Origin of the sequence: Mesorhizobium sp. WSM2561, from assembly GCF_000513915.1 — a bacterium.
GTDB classification, from domain to species: domain Bacteria; phylum Pseudomonadota; class Alphaproteobacteria; order Rhizobiales; family Rhizobiaceae; genus Mesorhizobium; species Mesorhizobium muleiense.
Window position 1 is genome coordinate 51,980 of record NZ_AZUX01000021.1, and the last position, 16,289, is coordinate 68,268.

Sequence of the window (16,289 nt, forward strand, 5' to 3'; positions counted from 1 at the left end):
CCGGAAAAGGCTTCGCTCTGTCACACCGGCCCGAAATTCGGGATCGATTTGTTGAAAGAAAACGGCGCTCTAAGCTTGTCTGGTCGATTTGTAGACGTTGACGCCGAGCTCGCGAATCTTCTTGCGCAGCGTGTTGCGGTTGAGCCCGAGGAGCTCCGCAGCCTTGATCTGGTTCCCGCGGGTTGCCGTCATCGACGCAAGCACCAGCGGATATTCGACCTCGGAAAGGATACGCTGATAGAGGCCGGCGGGCGGCAAATCGCCGGCGAACGAAGCAAAATAGCGCTGCAGGAAATGTTCCACCGCCTGGCCGATGGACAGGTCGTCGGGAATGAGGTTGCCGCCGCCGGGAACGACCGGCCTCTCGCCAGTCTTCAGTTCCGCCTCGATGACTTCGGCAGAAATCTCGTCCTGCGAATAGAGCGCGGCAAGTCTGCGGACAAGATTTTCGAGCTCGCGCACGTTGCCCGGCCACGGATAGCGCTTCATCAGCTCGATGCCGCCTGTGGAAATGCGCTTGGTCTGCAGGCCTTCGCTGGCGCCAAGCTTGAAGAAGTGCCGGACGAGATCCGGAACGTCCTCGGACCGCTCGCGCAGCGCCGGCAGCCTTAGCGGCACGACATTCAGGCGATAGAACAGATCCTCGCGGAAAAGCCCTTGATTGATCAGCGTGCGCAGATCCTTGTTGGTGGCGGCGACGATGCGCACGTCGGTCTTGATCGGCGTGCGGCCGCCGACAGTGGTGTATTCGCCCTGCTGCAGGACACGCAGCAGGCGGGTCTGCGCCTCCATAGGCATGTCACCGATCTCGTCAAGGAAGAGCGTGCCGCCTTCGGCCTGCTCGAAACGGCCGGTGGAGCGGTTCTGCGCGCCGGTGAAGGCGCCCTTCTCGTGCCCGAACAGTTCCGATTCGATCAGGTCGCGCGGGATCGCAGCCATGTTGATCGCAACGAAGGGGCCGCCGCGGCGGCGGCCATACTCGTGCAGCGCGCGTGCCACCAGTTCCTTGCCGGTGCCCGATTCGCCTGAAATCATCACCGTCAGGTCGGTCTGCATCATGCGCGCCAGCATGCGGTAGATATCCTGCATGGCGGCCGAGCGGCCAACCAGCGGCATGGTTTCCGGCGGCTCGTCCGCCCGCGCATCGATCTTCGGCCGTCGCGGCTCGGAAAGCGCCCGGTTGACGATGTTGAGAAGCTCGGTCAGGTCGAACGGTTTCGGCAGATATTCGTAGGCGCCGGTTTCGGAGGCGCGAATCGCGGTCATGAACGTGTTCTGGGCGCTCATGACGATGACGGGCAGTTCCGGTCGCGCCTTCTTGATGCGCGGCAGCATGTCGAAGGCGTTTTCGTCCGGCATGACCACGTCGGTGATGACGAGATCGCCCTCGCCCGCCGCCACCCAGCGCCACAGCGTCGAGGCATTGGACGTCACGCGCACCTCATGGCCGACGCGCGAAAGCGCCTGGTTGAGGACGGTGCGGATGGCCGCATCGTCGTCGGCGACGAGAATATTGCCGCGAACCGTCATTTGCGGTCTCCTTCGCCATCGTCGTCTGTGCCGAACGGCGTTTCTTTCCAGGCTGGCATCAGGATGCGGAAGGTGGTTGCGCGCGGCGTCGAATCGCATTCGATGATGCCGCCATGCTCGCCGACGATTTTCGCGACCAGCGCCAGACCAAGCCCCGACCCGTTAGGCTTGGTGGTGATGAAGGGGTCGAACAGGATCGGCAGGATATCTTCGGAGACGCCAGAACCGTTGTCGCGCACGCAGAATTCCAGCGGCAGCGACACGCGGCCCTGCGATCCTGGAACGGAAACACGGATGCCCGGCCGGAACGCGGTCGACAGGGTGATCTCGCCTTGCGGATCGCCGCCGATGGCCTCGGCCGCATTCTTGACCAGGTTGAGGAACACCTGGATGAGCTGGTCGCGGTTGGCGAAAACCGGAGGCAATGATGGATCATAATCCTCCAATATCTTGATCCGCTTGGCAAAACCGTTCTTGGCAATCGCTTTCACATGGTCGAGCACGACATGGATGTTGACCGGATAACGATCGACGGGCCGCTCGTCGGAAAACACCTCCATGCGATCGACCAGCGAGACGATGCGGTCGGTCTCGTCGGTGATCAGCCGGGTCAGCGCGCGATCCTCGTCGGAAGCCGACAGTTCGAGCAGTTGGGCGGCGCCCCGGATGCCGGATAGCGGGTTCTTGATCTCGTGGGCGAGCATCGCGGCAAGGCCGGTCACCGAGCGTGCCGCACCGCGGTGCGTCATCTGACGATCGATCTTGTCGGCCATCGACCGTTCCTGGAACATCACCACGACGGAGCCCGGGAATTCCGACACCGGCGCGACATAGAGGTCGACGACCTTCTCGATGCCGAGGCGCGGCGACGATACGTCGACCCGGTATTCGTTGACGGGTGCCCGGCGCTCGCGCACCTGGTCGACAAGCGTCAGCAACGGACTGCCGAAGGGAATGAGCTTGGGTAATGTGTTGCGGGCGAGCATGGTCGCGCTCGAGCGGAAGAAATCCTCGGCATCGGCGTTGGCGAAGGTGATGAACCCTTCCGCATCGAGCATGATCACCGGGCGGCGGATGGTGTTGAGCACGATGTGTGCGGCGTCCGCCATGTCCATGTTTTGTGCAACGGTGGCATTCATGCTGCGCTCCGCAGGTTCATCGCCTCGGCAGCGCTTGAAAACACCTCGCGCAACGCGGCAATGACGCGAACGGGCTCGAAGCAGGTAAGGATGGCCTTTCGCTGCTCATCGACGACGCCAGCGGCGTGGCGGTCGAGATACCAGCCAAGATGCTTGCGCGCCTGGCGCACGCCGCTTTCGATGCCGTAGAGCGACAGCATGTCCTGGTAGTGAGCAACGACGTAGTCGGCCAGCGCTTGCGGGCTTTCCGGCACACCGGGCACCGTCTGTTTTGTCGCGGCTGCCGCGATGCTGCCTGCAGTCCAGGGCACGCCGTAGTGGGCGCGGCCGATCATCACCGCGTCGGCGCCCGACTGGTCGAGGATCATTGCTGCCTCCGCTGGCGAGCCGACATCGCCATTGGCAACGACCGGGATCGAAACAGCCTGCTTTATGCGTGCGATGGCGCGCCAGTCGGCCTTGCCCTGGTAGAACTGGCAGCGCGTGCGGCCATGCACCGTCACCATCTGAACCCCCGCCTGCTCGGCGCGACGCGCCAGAACAGGCGCATTGAGCGCGCTTTCGTCCCAGCCGAGCCGCATCTTGACCGTGACCGGCACCTCGACGGCGCCGACCACCGCCTCGATCAGCGACAAAGCGTGACCGAGATCGCGCATCAGCGCCGAACCGGCATAGCCGCCCGTCACCTTCTTGGCCGGGCAGCCCATGTTGATGTCGATAATGTCGGCGCCCTCGCCCGCGGCTATACGGGCGCCCTCTGCCATATGCACCGCCTCACGGCCGGCAAGCTGGACCATATGCACGGGCAGCCCGGAATGGCGGATGCGCAGGCCGCAACCGGCTCTGCCCCTGGCAAGCTCGCCGCTCGCCACCATCTCCGACACCACCAACCCGGCGCCATGCGCATAGGCACGCTGCCGGAACGGCTCATCTGTTATGCCCGACATGGGCGCGAGAAAGGCGCGATTGCGGATTCTCACACGACCCACATCCAGCGGAGATGCCAATTTGGTCAGGTCAAGCATGCACAAAAACCAAGCATTTTTAATAGCTGCACATTCACTAGCCAGAATGGCGGCAATGTGCAACGCGCAATGACGTCGCATTAAGGCGCATTTGGGAAAATGCTGGCACTAGCCAAAGTGCGGTGCGTGTTGGGGACGCTATTGGCACTTTGCATCTGCGCATGATCTCTTCCGAAAAGCGATTCCACTTTTTGGGATGATGCGCTAAGCGTCTCGGCATGACAGACGCAAGCGAAAAGCAGGCTTTGGCTGCGGACGACAAGGTTGCCGTCGTTATCGTCGCCGCCGGCCGCGGCGCGCGCGCCGGTCAGGCCGACGGACCGAAGCAATACCAAAGGATCGGCGGCCGTGCCGTCATCGCACGCACATTGGACGTGTTTTTGGCGCATCCGGGAATCGGTCCTGTCGTCGTCGCCATTCATGCCGACGACAGCGCGCTTTTTCGCAGCGCCGCCGGCGCCTACGCCGATCGGGTGGTCACGGTGACTGGTGGCGCGTCCAGGCAGGACTCCGTCCGGCTCGGATTGCTTGCGCTGAGAGGCCATGCGCCGCGCCGGGTCCTGGTCCATGACGCCGTCCGCCCGTTCGTCGACCCGGAATTGATAGACCGCACGATCGCCGCCATCGGCGAGCGCCAGGCAGCGCTGCCTGCCCTGCCCGTCGCCGATACGCTGAAACGCGAGTCGGCCGCGGGCATGATCGGCGAGACGGTTTCCAGGAACGGGCTTCATGCCGCGCAGACGCCGCAGGGCTTCCCGTTCTGGCCGATCCTGGCCGCCCATGAAAAGGCCCATCATCTGGGCAAGGCGGACTTCACCGACGATGCCGCGATTGCCGAATGGGCACATATTCCAGTGAAAATCGTCCCGGGCTCGCCGGACAATGTCAAACTCACCTGGGCAAGGGATATCTCGATGGCGGATCAGCGGCTTTCCGGCGAACGGCCGCGTTTTCCGGACATCCGCACCGGCAATGGCTACGACGTCCATGCCTTCGAGCCCGGCGACCATGTCGTCCTGTGCGGCGTCTCCATCCCGCACGACAAGAAACTGTCCGGCCATTCGGACGCCGATGTCGGCCTGCACGCCTTGACCGACGCGCTGCTCGCCACTTGCGGCGCCGGCGACATCGGCACGCATTTCCCGCCATCGGACCCGCAGTGGAAAGGCGTGGCCTCGCGGATCTTCGTCGAACATGCAGCAGAACTGGTACGCGCGCGCGGCGGGCGCATCGCCAATGCCGACATCACGCTGATCTGCGAGGCGCCGCGCGTCGGCCCGCATCGCGAAGCGATGACCGAAATCCTTTCGGCAATGCTGGCGATTTCCCGGGACCGCATCTCGATCAAGGCGACAACCAACGAAAAGCTCGGCTTTGTCGGACGCGAGGAAGGCATAGCCGCCATCGCGACCGCCAGCGTCGTGTTTCCAGGGGATGTCCCCGAATGAGCAACAGCGATCTCGCAGATGCCCTGCTTCAAGCCTGCCAACAGCGCGGCATCATGCTGGCGACGGCCGAGAGCTGCACCGGCGGCATGATCATCGCCGCCTTGACCGACATCGCCGGCTCTTCGACAGTGGTCGACCGGGGTTTCATCACCTATTCCAACGAGGCCAAGACCGAGATGCTCGGCGTTTCCGCCGCCACGCTCGAGGCGCACGGCGCGGTCTCACGGGAAACGGCGGTCGAGATGGCGGCCGGCGCCTTGGACCATTCGCGCGCCGGGCTAACCCTTGCCGTCACCGGCATTGCCGGTCCTGGCGGCGGCTCGACGGAAAAGCCCGTCGGCCTGGTCTGGTTCGGTATCGCCTTGACCGGCCGGCCGGTCGTCAGCGAATGCCAGTTGTTTGCCGACAAGGGCCGCAAGTTCATCCGCCGGGAGACGGTCAGACACGCGCTTGAACTGGGCTTGCGCGCGCTCGCTGCGGATCAGGCTGCCGGCGCTGCGCCATAGATGACGTCGGCGCGCTTCTCGAACGCCTCGGAAAACATGCGGAAGGCGCGATCGAACATCGCTCCCATCACCGCACCCAGAATACGACTCTTGAATTCGTAGTCGATGAAGAAGCAGACATTGCAGCCGCCGTCGGCCGGCTCGAAACGCCAGGCATTGCTCAGATATTTGAACGGACCGTCGATATATTTGACGTCGATGGCCTTCTCGTCAGGCTTTAGCAGCACCTGCGTGGTGAAAGTCTCGCGGATCGCCTTGTAGCCAATGCTCATGTCGGCGACGAGGAGGGTGCGTCCGTCGCGTTCCTTGCGCGAGCGAACCGTCAGCGCCTCGCAAAGCGGCAGGAATTGCGGATAGGATTCGACATCGGCGACCAGAGCGAACATCTGTTCCGGCGTATGCGCAACGCGGCGATGGGCTTCGAATTGTGGCATGAAACCAGTGTGTTAGGCGGACTTCTTGAGAAACGCTTCCCGTGCCGCGCGCAGCTTGGCGAAATCGTCGCCGGCGTGATGCGACGAACGCGTCAGCGGGCTCGATGCCACCAGCAGGAAGCCCTTGGTCTTGCCGATCGTCTCGAAGGACTTGAATTCCTCCGGCGTGACGAAACGGATCACCGGATGGTGCTTTTTCGATGGCTGCAGATACTGACCGATGGTCATGAAGTCGACATTGGCCGAACGCAGATCGTCCATCAATTGCAGGATCTCGTTCCGCTCCTCGCCAAGGCCAACCATGATGCCGGATTTGGTGAAGATCGAGGGATCGAGTTCCTTGACCCGCTGCAGCAGCCTGATCGAATGGAAATAGCGGGCGCCCGGCCGGACCGTCAGATAGTTCGACGGAACGGTCTCCAGATTGTGGTTGAACACATCAGGCTTGGCCGCCACCACGATCTCCAGCGCGCCGTCCTTGCGCAGGAAGTCGGGCGTCAGGATTTCGATCGTCGTCGAAGGCGTTGCCGCCCTGATGGCGCGGATAACCTCGGCAAAGTGCTGAGCGCCGCCATCGGCGAGATCGTCGCGGTCGACCGAGGTGATGACGACATGGGTTAGACCCATTTGCTTGACGGCGTGGGCGATGCGCGCCGGTTCATCGGGATCGAGTGCGGTCGGAATGCCGGTAGCGACGTTGCAGAAGGCGCAGGCGCGCGTGCAGATCTCGCCCATGATCATGAAGGTGGCGTGCTTCTTCTCCCAGCACTCACCGATATTGGGGCACCCGGCCTCTTCGCACACCGTCACCAGCCTGTGCGACTTCACGATGTCGCGCGTCTCGGCATAGCCTTTCGACATCGGCGCCTTGACGCGGATCCAGTCGGGCTTGCGCAGCACATCCTGGTCAGGCTTGTGCGCCTTTTCAGGATGCCGCAGGCGCGGCGCATTGGCGATCGTGTCGAGGACGGTGACCATCAGAAATCCAGTTCATTCGCGATCGCCTTCCGGCGTTCGCTTTCCATCTAGGACTTTTCGCTGCAAAGAAAAAGGCCGGGGCGGCGCATGCCGCCACACCCGTTTTCGCATGGCAAGAGTTCATCAACTAACGGCGCACCATGCGCCCTGCCAAGATCAGCAGGCAGGCGCCAACGAAACCGGTGATCAGATAGGCGATCCAGCCGGTGCCGAAGGCGCCGATGTTGAGCGCCTGCAGGATGGCATTCAGCACGATCGCGCCGACGATGCCCAGAACGATGTTCATCAAGATGCCCATGTTGCTTTTCATGAACATTTCGGCAAGCCAGCCCGCCAGCCCGCCGATGATGATGGCTGCGATCCAGCCCACGCCATTCACGTCCATATGCCCTCTCCTCTGGTGATAAATGCATCCGGAAACGAATTACCTCGCCGTTGAGTTCCTTGGCTCTCACGTGCCGAGTCTCACACAGTCAATTTATCATGCGTTGAGCGCGCGGCCATAGGCGTCGAGCACGCTTTCCTTCATCATCTCCGACAGCGTCGGATGCGGGAAGATCGTGTGCATCAGTTCTTCCTCGGTGGTCTCCAGGTTCATCGCCACGACAAAGCCCTGGATCAGCTCGGTCACTTCGGCGCCGACCATATGCGCGCCGAGCAACTGTCCGGTCTTCCTGTCGAAGACGGTCTTGACGAAACCCTGGTCCTCGCCGAGCGCAATGGCTTTGCCGTTGGCGGCGAACTGAAAGCGGCCGACGCGGATGTCCTTGCCCTCGGCCTTGGCTTTCGCTTCGGTCAACCCGACGGAAGCAACCTGCGGGTTGCAATAGGTGCAGCCCGGAATTTTCAGTTTGTCAGTGGCGTGCACGCCGGGGACGTTGGCGATCTTTTCCACGCAGACCACGCCTTCATGCTCGGCCTTGTGGGCAAGCATAGGCGGGCCGGCAACGTCGCCGATGGCATAGATGCCGGGCACATTGGTGCTGCCGTAGCCGTCGACGACGACGCAGCCGCGCTCGGTCTTCACGCCGAGCGCCTCGAGGCCGAGATTCTCGATATTGCCCTGCACGCCGACGGCCGAGATCATCCGGTCGGCGGTGATCTTCTCGACCTTGCCGTCCTTCATCTCGACATGCGCGGTTACCGAGTTCGCAGCTTTTTCGACCTTGGTGACCTTGGCATCGAGGATGATCTTCATGCCTTGCTTCTCGAACTGCTTTTGCGCGAATTTCGAGACCTCTGCGTCCTCGACTGGCATCACCGCCGGCAGCAGCTCGACCACCGTCACCTCCGCGCCCATGGTACGGTAGAATGAGGCGAATTCGATGCCGATTGCGCCCGAACCCATCACCAACAGCGATTTCGGCATCTCCTTCGGCACCATCGCTTCGAAATAGGTCCAGATCAGCTTGCCGTCGGGCTCGATGCCGGGCAACGCCCGCGGCCTGGCGCCGGTCGCCAGGATGATGTGCTTGGCAGTGTATGTGCCCTCGCCCTTGACGCCCTTGGGCGCCGGCGGCTGTGGCTCCATCGGCTTCTTCGACGATTTCGAAACAACGATCTCGCCCGGTCTGTCGCTGGAAGCTGCCTTGGACAGCTTGGCTTCGCCCCAGATGACATCGACCTTGTTCTTCTTCATCAGGAAGGCGACGCCGCCGTTCAGCCGCAGCGAGACCTTTCGCGAGCGGTCGACCACGGCAGCGGTATCGACGCTGACCTTGCCGTCGATCTTCAAGCCGTAGTCCTTCAAATGATCCGAATAGTGCATGATCTCGGCCGAACGCAGCAGCGCCTTGGTCGGGATGCAACCCCAGTTGAGGCAGATGCCGCCGAGATGCTCGCGCTCGACGATCGCTGTCTTGAATCCGAGTTGGGCGGAACGCACCGCCGTGACATAGCCGCCGGGGCCGGAGCCGATTATGATGACGTCGTAGTTCTCAGCCACGGATTTCTCCCCTGATTCTCTAGAGTTCCAGCATGACGCGCACGATTGGCGCCAATGCCTGCCCGATTTTGCGCGTGTTCTCTGCGTCGAGATGGACGCCGTCGAGTGGCGTGGTCTCGGCCACCGAGCCGGCATCGAAGAAGCCGCAGCCGACCTCGTCGGCAAGGACAGAATATTGCGGCGCCAGCCGCTTCGACGCTTCATCACCGCCGGCGAACATTTCTTTGAATTCGGCGTTTTCCGTGCGGCTGACGGCGGGCGGCGCGACGATCAGGACCTGCGGCGACGGCCAATCGAACGGGTAGTCGTGACCGCACACGATATCGATCAGGCGCTGCATGCCTTGCTTGGCGGCGACCGGATTGCCGTGAATCCACGGCTTCATGTCGTTGGCGCCGAGCATGATGATAACCAGGTCGATCGGCGCATGCGTCATCAGGATCGTGGGCAGCACTCTTGCGCCGTTACGGTCGGCGCCGGCCAAATGGTCGTCGAAAGCCGTTGTGCGGCCGTTCAAGCCTTCGGCGATGACCTCGACGCCGCCTCCCAACGTCGCCTGCAGCACACTCGGCCAGCGGTCCTTTAGCGGGTGGCGATCCAGACTTGCCGCATCATAGCCCCAGGTCAGCGAATCGCCGTAGCAAAGGACTGTTTTCATGCGTTTGCCCCACTCCGGTCGAAATCTGCCTGCGCGCGCCTCACCCGCCAGGCAAAAAGGCTGGTGAAGAGTTCCCGCACCGCCTTCTTTCCCCTCTAGACCAGCATGCCCATCGGGTTTTCGATCATGCGCTTGAAGGCGACGAGGAGTTCGGCGCCGAGCGCGCCGTCGACCGCGCGGTGATCGGTCGACAATGTCACCGACATGATGGTGGCGATCTTGATCTCACCGTTCTTGACCACCGCGCGCTCCTCGCCGGCGCCGACCGCCAGGATCGTCGCATGCGGCGGGTTGATGACGGCGGCAAAGTCCTTGATGCCGAACATGCCGAGATTGGACACCGCCGTGGTGCCGCCCTGGTATTCTTCCGGCTTCAGCTTGCGGCTGCGCGCGCGGCTGGCAAGATCCTTCATCTCGTTGGAGATGACCGACAGCGTCTTTTCGTCGGCACGCCGGATGATCGGCGTGATCAGCCCGCCGGGGATCGACACGGCGACACCGACGTCGGCATGCTTGTGCTTGACCATGGCGCTCTCGGTCCATGACGCATTGGCATCCGGCACCGCCATCAGCGCCATTGCCATCGCTTTGATGACCATGTCGTTGACCGACAGCTTGTAGGCCGGCGCCTCACCCTTGTCGGTCTTCTTCACCGGGGCGGCCGCATTGACCTGCGTGCGCAGGGCCAGGAGCGCATCAAGCTCGCAGTCGAGCGTCAGGTAGAAATGCGGGATGGTGGTCGTGGCCTCGACCAGCCGGCGCGCAATGGTCTTGCGCATGTTGTCATGCGGGACAAGCTCGTAGGAGCCGTCGGCAAACAGTTTCAGCACCTGGTCGTCCGACATTGGCTTGGCTGCGGCCGGAGCCGGAGCGCCGGCGGGTGCGGCTTTCGCGGCCGGTGCCGCCTTGGCGCCGCCGCTGGAAATCGCGGCATCGACATCGGCCTTGACCACGCGGCCATGCGGGCCGGAGCCGGTCACGGCGGAGACATCGACACCGGCTTCCCGGGCGATGCGACGGGCAAGCGGCGAGGCGAAGATACGTTCGCCGCTTGCATGGCCATTGGCAATCGGAGCCGCCTGGGGCGCCGGTGCGGCCGCAGGTTTCGGCGCTTCCGGCTTTGGGGTTTCCGCCTTTGGTGCTTCAGTTTTGGGGGCTTCTGTTTTTGGTGCCTCGGCTTTTGCCGGCGCGGCAGCGCCGTCACCGCTCTTGGCGGCAGCCGCCGCATCTTCACCTTCGGCCGCGAGCACGGCGATCAGCGCGTTGACCTTGACGCCTTCGGTGCCGGCTGGAACCACCAGCTTGGCCACCGTGCCCTCATCGACAGCTTCGACTTCCATCGTCGCCTTGTCGGTCTCGATCTCGGCGATCACATCGCCCGGCGAAACCTTGTCGCCCTCCTTGACCAGCCACTTGGCAAGATTGCCCTCTTCCATCGTGGGCGACAGGGCCGGCATGGTGATGTTGATCGGCATTTTTCCTCCTCAGTTCCGCCCGGTTAGCGAACGGTGCTGGATATTGAACTGCTCCGACATTCTGCCTCGATAGCCTTCTTCCAATGCCTGAAGCGTCTCGATTTCAGGGATGCCATCTTGTTCCAGTCTCATCCTGGCTATGTGCATGCCGACATCAGCGAGCACCATGCCCCAGTTGTGAGCGTTTGGTCCAAAGAGGTCTTGCATCGTGACGACCGCGTCCGAACCAATCCAGACGCGGAGTATTTCATCGAATTCGCTGTTCTCGACGACCACCGCGGGAACTTCTAGTTCGCGCGACATCTCGTTAACCCCGGTACGTCACGGCTTTCACCGCCTCGATGACTTCCGCGACATTGGGCAATGCCAGCTTTTCGAGGTTTGCCGCGTAGGGCATCGGCACGTCCTTGCCGGCAATGGTGATGACCGGCGCGTCGAGGAAATCGAAGGCGCGCTGCGACACCTGGCTGGCGATATGGTCGCCGACCGAGCTCTGCGGAAACCCTTCCTCCACCACCACCAGCCGATTGGTCTTCTTGACCGAGGCGATAATGGTGTCGAAATCGAGAGGGCGGATGGTCCTGAGGTCGATGATCTCGGCATCGATGCCCATGCCGCCCAATTCGGCCTCTGCCTTCACCGTGTAGCTCATGCCGATGCCGAAGGAGACGATGGTGACATCCGTGCCCGACTTGTGGATGCGCGCCTTGCCGATCGGCAGCACGAAATCGTCGATCTTCGGCACATCGAAGGACTGGCCGTAGAGGATTTCGTTCTCGAGGAAGATAACCGGGTTCGGGTCGCGGATCGCGGCCTTCAGCAATCCCTTGGCGTCGGCGGCGGTGTAGGGCATCACCACTTTCAGGCCGGGAATGTGGCTGTACCAGGCGGCATAACACTGCGAATGCTGGGCGGCGACGCGGGCGGCCGCGCCGTTTGGCCCGCGGAAGACGATGGGCGCGCCCATCTGGCCGCCGGACATGTAGAGCGTCTTGGCGGCGGAATTGATGATATGATCGATCGCCTGCATGGCGAAGTTGAAGGTCATGAACTCGACGATCGGCCTCAGGCCGGCCATCGCTGCGCCAACACCGACGCCGGCAAAACCGTGCTCGGTGATCGGTGTGTCGACGACGCGACGCGCCCCGAATTCCTGCAGCAGCCCTTGCGTGATCTTGTAAGCGCCCTGGTACTCGGCGACCTCCTCGCCCATCACGAAGACGTCTCCGTCACGGCGCATTTCCTCGGCCATCGCGTCACGCAGCGCTTCGCGCACCGTGGTCGAGACCATTTCCGTGCCGGCCGGGATGTCAGGATCGGCGGCTGCCTTCATCGCAGGGGCAGCGGGTACGGACGCCTTCGGCGCCTCGCGGGCATCCTGCGGCGCGGCCTTCGAGCCTTCCTCGGCTGCGTCGGTGCGCTGCCCGCCGTCTGAAATCGCATCCTGGGTGGAGGCCGGTGCAGCCTTGGCCTCCTTGCCGATATCGGCGGCGCTCTCGCCGTCCTGCAGCAGCACCGCGATCGGCGTGTTGACCTTTACGCCCTCGGTGCCCTCGGCAACCAGGATCTTGCCGAGCGTGCCTTCGTCGACCGCTTCGACTTCCATCGTCGCCTTGTCGGTTTCGATCTCGGCGATGACATCACCAGCGACAACCTTATCGCCCTCTTTCTTCAACCATTTGGAAACATTGCCCTCTTCCATGGTCGGCGAGAGAGCGGGCATGAGAATTTCGATCGGCATGGCCTTGCCCTCTCGTTACAGTACGATATCGGTCCAGAGCTCGGACGGATCCGGCTCTGCGTCGTTCTGGGCAAATTCGGCGGCGTCGGCGACAATGTCGCGGACCTCCTTGTCGACGGCCTTGAGTTCGTCCTCATCAGCCCACTTCTTGTCGAGCAGGCGTGCCTTGACCTGCTCGATCGGGTCGCGCTCGGAGCGCATCTTCTGCACTTCCTCCTTGGAACGGTATTTTGCCGGATCGGACATCGAGTGGCCGCGGTAGCGGTAGGTCTGCATTTCGAGAATCAGCGGCCCCTTGCCGTCACGGCACCATTCGGTGGCGAGATCACCGGCTGCCTTGACCGCGCGGACGTCCATGCCATCGACCTGGATGCCGGGGATCTTGAAGGAGGCGCCGCGGTGCGAAAAATCCGTCTCGGCCGACGAACGCGTTACCGAGGTGCCCATGGCATAGCGGTTGTTCTCGATGATGAAAATCACCGGCAGCTTCCACAGCGAGGCCATGTTGAAGCTTTCATAGACCTGGCCCTGATTGGCGGCGCCGTCGCCGAAATAGGTCAGTGTCACATTGTTGTTGCCACGATAGCGATTGGCGAAGGCGAGGCCGGTGCCGAGCGAAACCTGCGCGCCGACAATGCCGTGGCCGCCGTAAAAATGCTTCTCCTTGGAGAACATGTGCATGGAGCCGCCCTTGCCCCTGGACAGGCCGCCGCGGCGCCCGGTCAATTCGGCCATGACGCCGCGCGGCGACAGTTCCATCGCCAGCATATGACCATGGTCGCGGTAGGCGGTGATCATCTGGTCGCCGTCGATCAGCGCCATCTTCATGCCGGTGACAACTGCTTCCTGGCCGATATAGAGGTGGCAGAAGCCGCCGATGAAGCCCATGCCGTAGAGCTGGCCGGCCTTTTCCTCGAAGCGGCGAATGAGCAGCATGCGCCGGTAGGCGTCAAGCTCCTCATCCTTGGTGAAGTCGAGAGGTTTGGGGGCTGAAAGCCCTGCCGATTTGCCGTCGGATTTGGGTTTGGTTTTGGCAGGCGCTTTTCTGGCGGCGGTGGCCATGCATCACTCCCTGTTGGCGTCTCTTACGGACACTGAGGGAGATCAGTTCTCCCCACCGATTTGGCAAAGGCTAACACGCGAGAAAGCGTTTCGCCATGCCGAAAAATGCATGGCTGACATGCGTCTAAGCGATTAAAATCGTTGAAAATATCGGCGATTAACTTGAATTGGGTTATCTTGCCGTGGCCGGTAGCATGATGGTGATTTCGTCGGCGTGGGACACATTGAGCGCCTTGCGCGCCTGCTCGTCGAGCATGTCCTTCTCCAGCGTGCCCTGATGCATGAGCTGAACACGCCGCTGCAGATCGAGCCGGCGCGCCTTGACGGCATCGAGCTTACCTTGCAGGTCGACGGCTTTGGCCTCCAACCGGTATTTGGAATAGATGCCGAATTCGCCGTGGTAGGCGTGAAAGCCGAAATAGGCGAGGAACGCCACGCAGAGCGAGGGGATGATCAGCCGACCGGTATTTCTCTGCTTGTGCTGACGTGTCCACATGACCCAAATCCCTTAGAGCGCCGCGCGCCCGCCTGGACGCGCAAAGGGCGCTCTAACCACTCTGCGACCTCGCCCTTTCTCGCCCGATTGTGCTTAATGGACGGTTACGGACGACCGGATCTGGCGGTGTTGAAACAAAAAAGGCGAGAATGCCCCGCCCTTTCGTTTTCGGATTCTGGGTTTTCGGATTTTCTGCGGCTCAGCCCTTCACGATCGACTTGCCGGCGTAGAGCGCCTGCTTGCCGAGCTCTTCCTCGATGCGGATGAGCTGGTTGTACTTGGCCATGCGATCCGAGCGCGACAGCGAACCCGTCTTGATCTGCCCGCAATTGGTGGCGACGGCGAGATCGGCGATGGTCGAATCTTCGGTTTCGCCCGAGCGGTGCGACATGACCGCGGTGTAGCCGGCCTTGTGCGCGGTCTCGACGGCATCGAGCGTTTCGGTCAGTGAGCCGATCTGGTTGACCTTGACCAGGATAGAATTGGCGACGCCCATGCGGATGCCGTCGCGCAGCCGGGCCGTATTGGTGACGAACAGATCGTCGCCGACCAGCTGGGTCTTGTTGCCGATGAGGTCGGTCAGCGTTTTCCAGCCGTCCCAGTCGTCTTCGGCCAGCCCATCCTCGATGGTGATGATCGGATAGTCCGCGGCGAGCTTGGCCAGATACTTGGCCTGGGTCTTCGGATCGCGGGTCTTTTTCTCGCCTTCATAGACGTAGTTGCCGTCCTTGAAGAATTCGGTCGCGGCGCAGTCGAGGCCGAGCGCAACCTCTTCGCCCGGCTTGAAGCCGGCCTTCTCGATCGATTCCATGATGAAATCGAGCGCTGCGGGGGCGCTTTTCAAGTTAGGAGCGAAGCCACCCTCGTCGCCGACATTGGTGTTGTGGCCGGCGTCCTTCAGCCGCTTCCTCAGCGTATGGAAAATTTCCGAACCCCAGCGCACGCCATCACGCAGTGTCGGCGCACCGATCGGCAGGATCATGAATTCCTGGAAATCGATCGGGTTGTCGGCATGGGCGCCACCGTTGATGATGTTCATCATCGGCACCGGAAGCACATGCGCCTTGGTGCCACCGACATAGCGGTAGAGCGGCAGGCCAGCCGCTTCCGCCGCAGCCTTGGCCACCGCCAGCGACACGCCAAGGATCGCATTGGCGCCGAGGCGGCTCTTGTTGGGTGTGCCGTCGAGCTCGATCATGGTCTGGTCGATGTGGATCTGGTTCTCGGCTTCCATCCCGCCGATCGCCTCGAACAGCTCGCCATTGACGGCCTCTACCGCCCGCAGGACGCCCTTGCCGAGGTAGCGGGCGCCGCCGTCGCGCAGCTCGACCGCCTCATGCGCGCCGGTCGAGGCGCCGGAAGGCACCGCAGCGCGGCCCATCGAGCCGTCTTCGAGCACGACGTCGACCTCGACGGTCGGGTTTCCGCGGCTGTCCAGGATTTCGCGCCCGACAATGTCGATGATGGCAGTCATTGCGATGTCCCCGATTGATCTGACGAAGCGTCGCGCACGTCTTAGCCAAAGTGCCGCAAAACGCAATCGGGGCGTCCGCAAATAGTGCCGCCACTTCCGCCACATCGAATCACGAAGCACAAATTGCTGTCATCATAAGTCATGTCAGTCATAGGCCTTGGCGGCATGCGGCTTTCTGGTTTATGCTCACAGCTGCGCGGGGCGAAACAGGAGGAGTTTCGCCATGTCTCAGTTGAGCGGTATTGTGAGTTTGTTCCTGATCGCGGCGGCGTTTTTGACGTCGTGTGACACTCAGCAGCCTCAACAGGGCGCGGTAGAGTTGTCCACCCTTGCAGCGGAGTAGATATCCCAGAGAAAAGGCCCCCGGTTCAACCGGGG

General features: G+C 62.3%; 16 protein-coding genes. 2 read left to right on the top strand and 14 right to left on the bottom strand.

Going from position 1 to position 16,289, the window contains the following annotated elements; translation table 11 throughout:
• Positions 1 to 69 precede the first annotated feature (69 nt).
• The 3 genes from ntrC to dusB are packed head-to-tail and all read right to left on the bottom strand — an operon-like array spanning position 70 to position 3,694.
• Entirely contained in the window at positions 70 to 1,530 is a 1,461-nt protein-coding gene (ntrC, locus tag M727_RS0118895; protein WP_023799224.1) for a nitrogen regulation protein NR(I), read from the bottom strand.
• The gene (locus M727_RS0118900) at positions 1,527 to 2,669 is read right to left on the bottom strand and encodes a nitrogen regulation protein NR(II) (protein WP_023799225.1); all 1,143 of its coding nucleotides are present in this window, start codon (positions 2,667 to 2,669) and stop codon (positions 1,527 to 1,529) included. The genes ntrC and M727_RS0118900 overlap by 4 nt, the downstream gene beginning before the upstream one ends.
• Positions 2,666 to 3,694 carry a tRNA dihydrouridine synthase DusB gene (dusB, locus tag M727_RS0118905; protein ID WP_027153992.1) on the bottom strand — a complete coding sequence of 343 codons (1,029 nt, stop codon included), beginning with the start codon at positions 3,692 to 3,694 and terminating at the stop codon, positions 2,666 to 2,668. Before dusB ends, M727_RS0118900 begins: the two co-directional genes overlap by 4 nt.
• Before the next feature lie 218 nt (positions 3,695 to 3,912).
• Between dusB and M727_RS0118910 the strand changes: the two genes are divergently transcribed.
• A complete protein-coding gene (locus M727_RS0118910) occupies positions 3,913 to 5,142 on the top strand; it encodes a bifunctional 2-C-methyl-D-erythritol 4-phosphate cytidylyltransferase/2-C-methyl-D-erythritol 2,4-cyclodiphosphate synthase (protein ID WP_027153993.1) in 1,230 nt (409 codons plus the stop codon).
• Entirely contained in the window at positions 5,139 to 5,648 is a 510-nt protein-coding gene (locus M727_RS0118915; protein ID WP_023799228.1) for a CinA family protein, read from the top strand. The genes M727_RS0118910 and M727_RS0118915 overlap by 4 nt, the downstream gene beginning before the upstream one ends.
• Here M727_RS0118915 and M727_RS0118920 read toward each other — a convergent pair.
• The 11 genes from M727_RS0118920 to eno all read right to left on the bottom strand — a co-directional run bounded on the left by M727_RS0118920 (position 5,624) and on the right by eno (position 15,911).
• Positions 5,624 to 6,082, bottom strand: coding sequence for a type II toxin-antitoxin system RatA family toxin (locus M727_RS0118920; RefSeq protein WP_023799229.1), 459 nt, complete (start codon positions 6,080 to 6,082; stop codon positions 5,624 to 5,626). The two genes, M727_RS0118915 and M727_RS0118920, sit on opposite strands and share 25 nt — an antisense overlap.
• 12 nt (positions 6,083 to 6,094) lie before the next feature.
• Complete coding sequence (gene lipA / locus M727_RS0118925) at positions 6,095 to 7,060, bottom strand: lipoyl synthase (protein ID WP_027153994.1); 966 nt, start codon at positions 7,058 to 7,060, stop codon at positions 6,095 to 6,097.
• A 127-nt stretch (positions 7,061 to 7,187) separates the two neighbouring features.
• Complete coding sequence (locus M727_RS0118930; RefSeq protein WP_023799232.1) at positions 7,188 to 7,445, bottom strand: GlsB/YeaQ/YmgE family stress response membrane protein; 258 nt, start codon at positions 7,443 to 7,445, stop codon at positions 7,188 to 7,190.
• Positions 7,446 to 7,541: 96 nt separating this feature from the next.
• Positions 7,542 to 9,005: a dihydrolipoyl dehydrogenase gene (gene lpdA / locus M727_RS0118935; RefSeq protein WP_027153995.1), complete on the bottom strand. Its 1,464-nt coding sequence runs from the start codon at positions 9,003 to 9,005 to the stop codon at positions 7,542 to 7,544.
• Between the two features lie 19 nt (positions 9,006 to 9,024).
• Positions 9,025 to 9,663: an SGNH/GDSL hydrolase family protein gene (locus tag M727_RS0118940; RefSeq protein WP_027153996.1), complete on the bottom strand. Its 639-nt coding sequence runs from the start codon at positions 9,661 to 9,663 to the stop codon at positions 9,025 to 9,027.
• Between the two features lie 95 nt (positions 9,664 to 9,758).
• Entirely contained in the window at positions 9,759 to 11,138 is a 1,380-nt protein-coding gene (locus tag M727_RS0118945; RefSeq protein WP_027153997.1) for a pyruvate dehydrogenase complex dihydrolipoamide acetyltransferase, read from the bottom strand.
• A 9-nt stretch (positions 11,139 to 11,147) separates the two neighbouring features.
• Positions 11,148 to 11,441, bottom strand: a complete 294-nt coding sequence (locus M727_RS36795) for a DUF5076 domain-containing protein (RefSeq protein WP_036262673.1) — start codon at positions 11,439 to 11,441, stop codon at positions 11,148 to 11,150.
• Positions 11,442 to 11,445: 4 nt separating this feature from the next.
• Positions 11,446 to 12,879, bottom strand: a complete 1,434-nt coding sequence (locus M727_RS0118955; protein WP_027153998.1) for a pyruvate dehydrogenase complex E1 component subunit beta — start codon at positions 12,877 to 12,879, stop codon at positions 11,446 to 11,448.
• Positions 12,880 to 12,894: 15 nt separating this feature from the next.
• Entirely contained in the window at positions 12,895 to 13,941 is a 1,047-nt protein-coding gene (pdhA, locus tag M727_RS0118960) for a pyruvate dehydrogenase (acetyl-transferring) E1 component subunit alpha (protein WP_027153999.1), read from the bottom strand.
• 172 nt (positions 13,942 to 14,113) lie between these two features.
• Positions 14,114 to 14,437 (bottom strand): septum formation initiator family protein, encoded by a 324-nt coding sequence (locus M727_RS0118965; RefSeq protein ID WP_027154000.1) that lies wholly within the window; start codon positions 14,435 to 14,437, stop codon positions 14,114 to 14,116.
• Between the two features lie 199 nt (positions 14,438 to 14,636).
• Positions 14,637 to 15,911: a phosphopyruvate hydratase gene (gene eno / locus M727_RS0118970; protein WP_027154001.1), complete on the bottom strand. Its 1,275-nt coding sequence runs from the start codon at positions 15,909 to 15,911 to the stop codon at positions 14,637 to 14,639.
• Between the last annotated feature and the right edge of the window lie 378 nt (positions 15,912 to 16,289).

What these genes read in the sequence shown, in the direction of transcription:
- ntrC (WP_023799224.1), bottom strand. Translation starts at nt 1,530, where the DNA reads ATGACGGTTCGCGGCAATATTCTCGTCGCCGACGACGATGCGGCCATC.
- M727_RS0118900 (WP_023799225.1), bottom strand. Translation starts at nt 2,669, where the DNA reads ATGAATGCCACCGTTGCACAAAACATGGACATGGCGGACGCCGCACAC.
- dusB (WP_027153992.1), bottom strand. Translation starts at nt 3,694, where the DNA reads ATGCTTGACCTGACCAAATTGGCATCTCCGCTGGATGTGGGTCGTGTG.
- M727_RS0118910 (WP_027153993.1), top strand. Translation starts at nt 3,913, where the DNA reads ATGACAGACGCAAGCGAAAAGCAGGCTTTGGCTGCGGACGACAAGGTT.
- M727_RS0118915 (WP_023799228.1), top strand. Translation starts at nt 5,139, where the DNA reads ATGAGCAACAGCGATCTCGCAGATGCCCTGCTTCAAGCCTGCCAACAG.
- M727_RS0118920 (WP_023799229.1), bottom strand. Translation starts at nt 6,082, where the DNA reads ATGCCACAATTCGAAGCCCATCGCCGCGTTGCGCATACGCCGGAACAG.
- lipA (WP_027153994.1), bottom strand. Translation starts at nt 7,060, where the DNA reads ATGGTCACCGTCCTCGACACGATCGCCAATGCGCCGCGCCTGCGGCAT.
- M727_RS0118930 (WP_023799232.1), bottom strand. Translation starts at nt 7,445, where the DNA reads ATGGACGTGAATGGCGTGGGCTGGATCGCAGCCATCATCATCGGCGGG.
- M727_RS0118940 (WP_027153996.1), bottom strand. Translation starts at nt 9,663, where the DNA reads ATGAAAACAGTCCTTTGCTACGGCGATTCGCTGACCTGGGGCTATGAT.
- M727_RS0118945 (WP_027153997.1), bottom strand. Translation starts at nt 11,138, where the DNA reads ATGCCGATCAACATCACCATGCCGGCCCTGTCGCCCACGATGGAAGAG.
- M727_RS36795 (WP_036262673.1), bottom strand. Translation starts at nt 11,441, where the DNA reads ATGTCGCGCGAACTAGAAGTTCCCGCGGTGGTCGTCGAGAACAGCGAA.
- M727_RS0118955 (WP_027153998.1), bottom strand. Translation starts at nt 12,879, where the DNA reads ATGCCGATCGAAATTCTCATGCCCGCTCTCTCGCCGACCATGGAAGAG.
- pdhA (WP_027153999.1), bottom strand. Translation starts at nt 13,941, where the DNA reads ATGGCCACCGCCGCCAGAAAAGCGCCTGCCAAAACCAAACCCAAATCC.
- M727_RS0118965 (WP_027154000.1), bottom strand. Translation starts at nt 14,437, where the DNA reads ATGTGGACACGTCAGCACAAGCAGAGAAATACCGGTCGGCTGATCATC.
- eno (WP_027154001.1), bottom strand. Translation starts at nt 15,911, where the DNA reads ATGACTGCCATCATCGACATTGTCGGGCGCGAAATCCTGGACAGCCGC.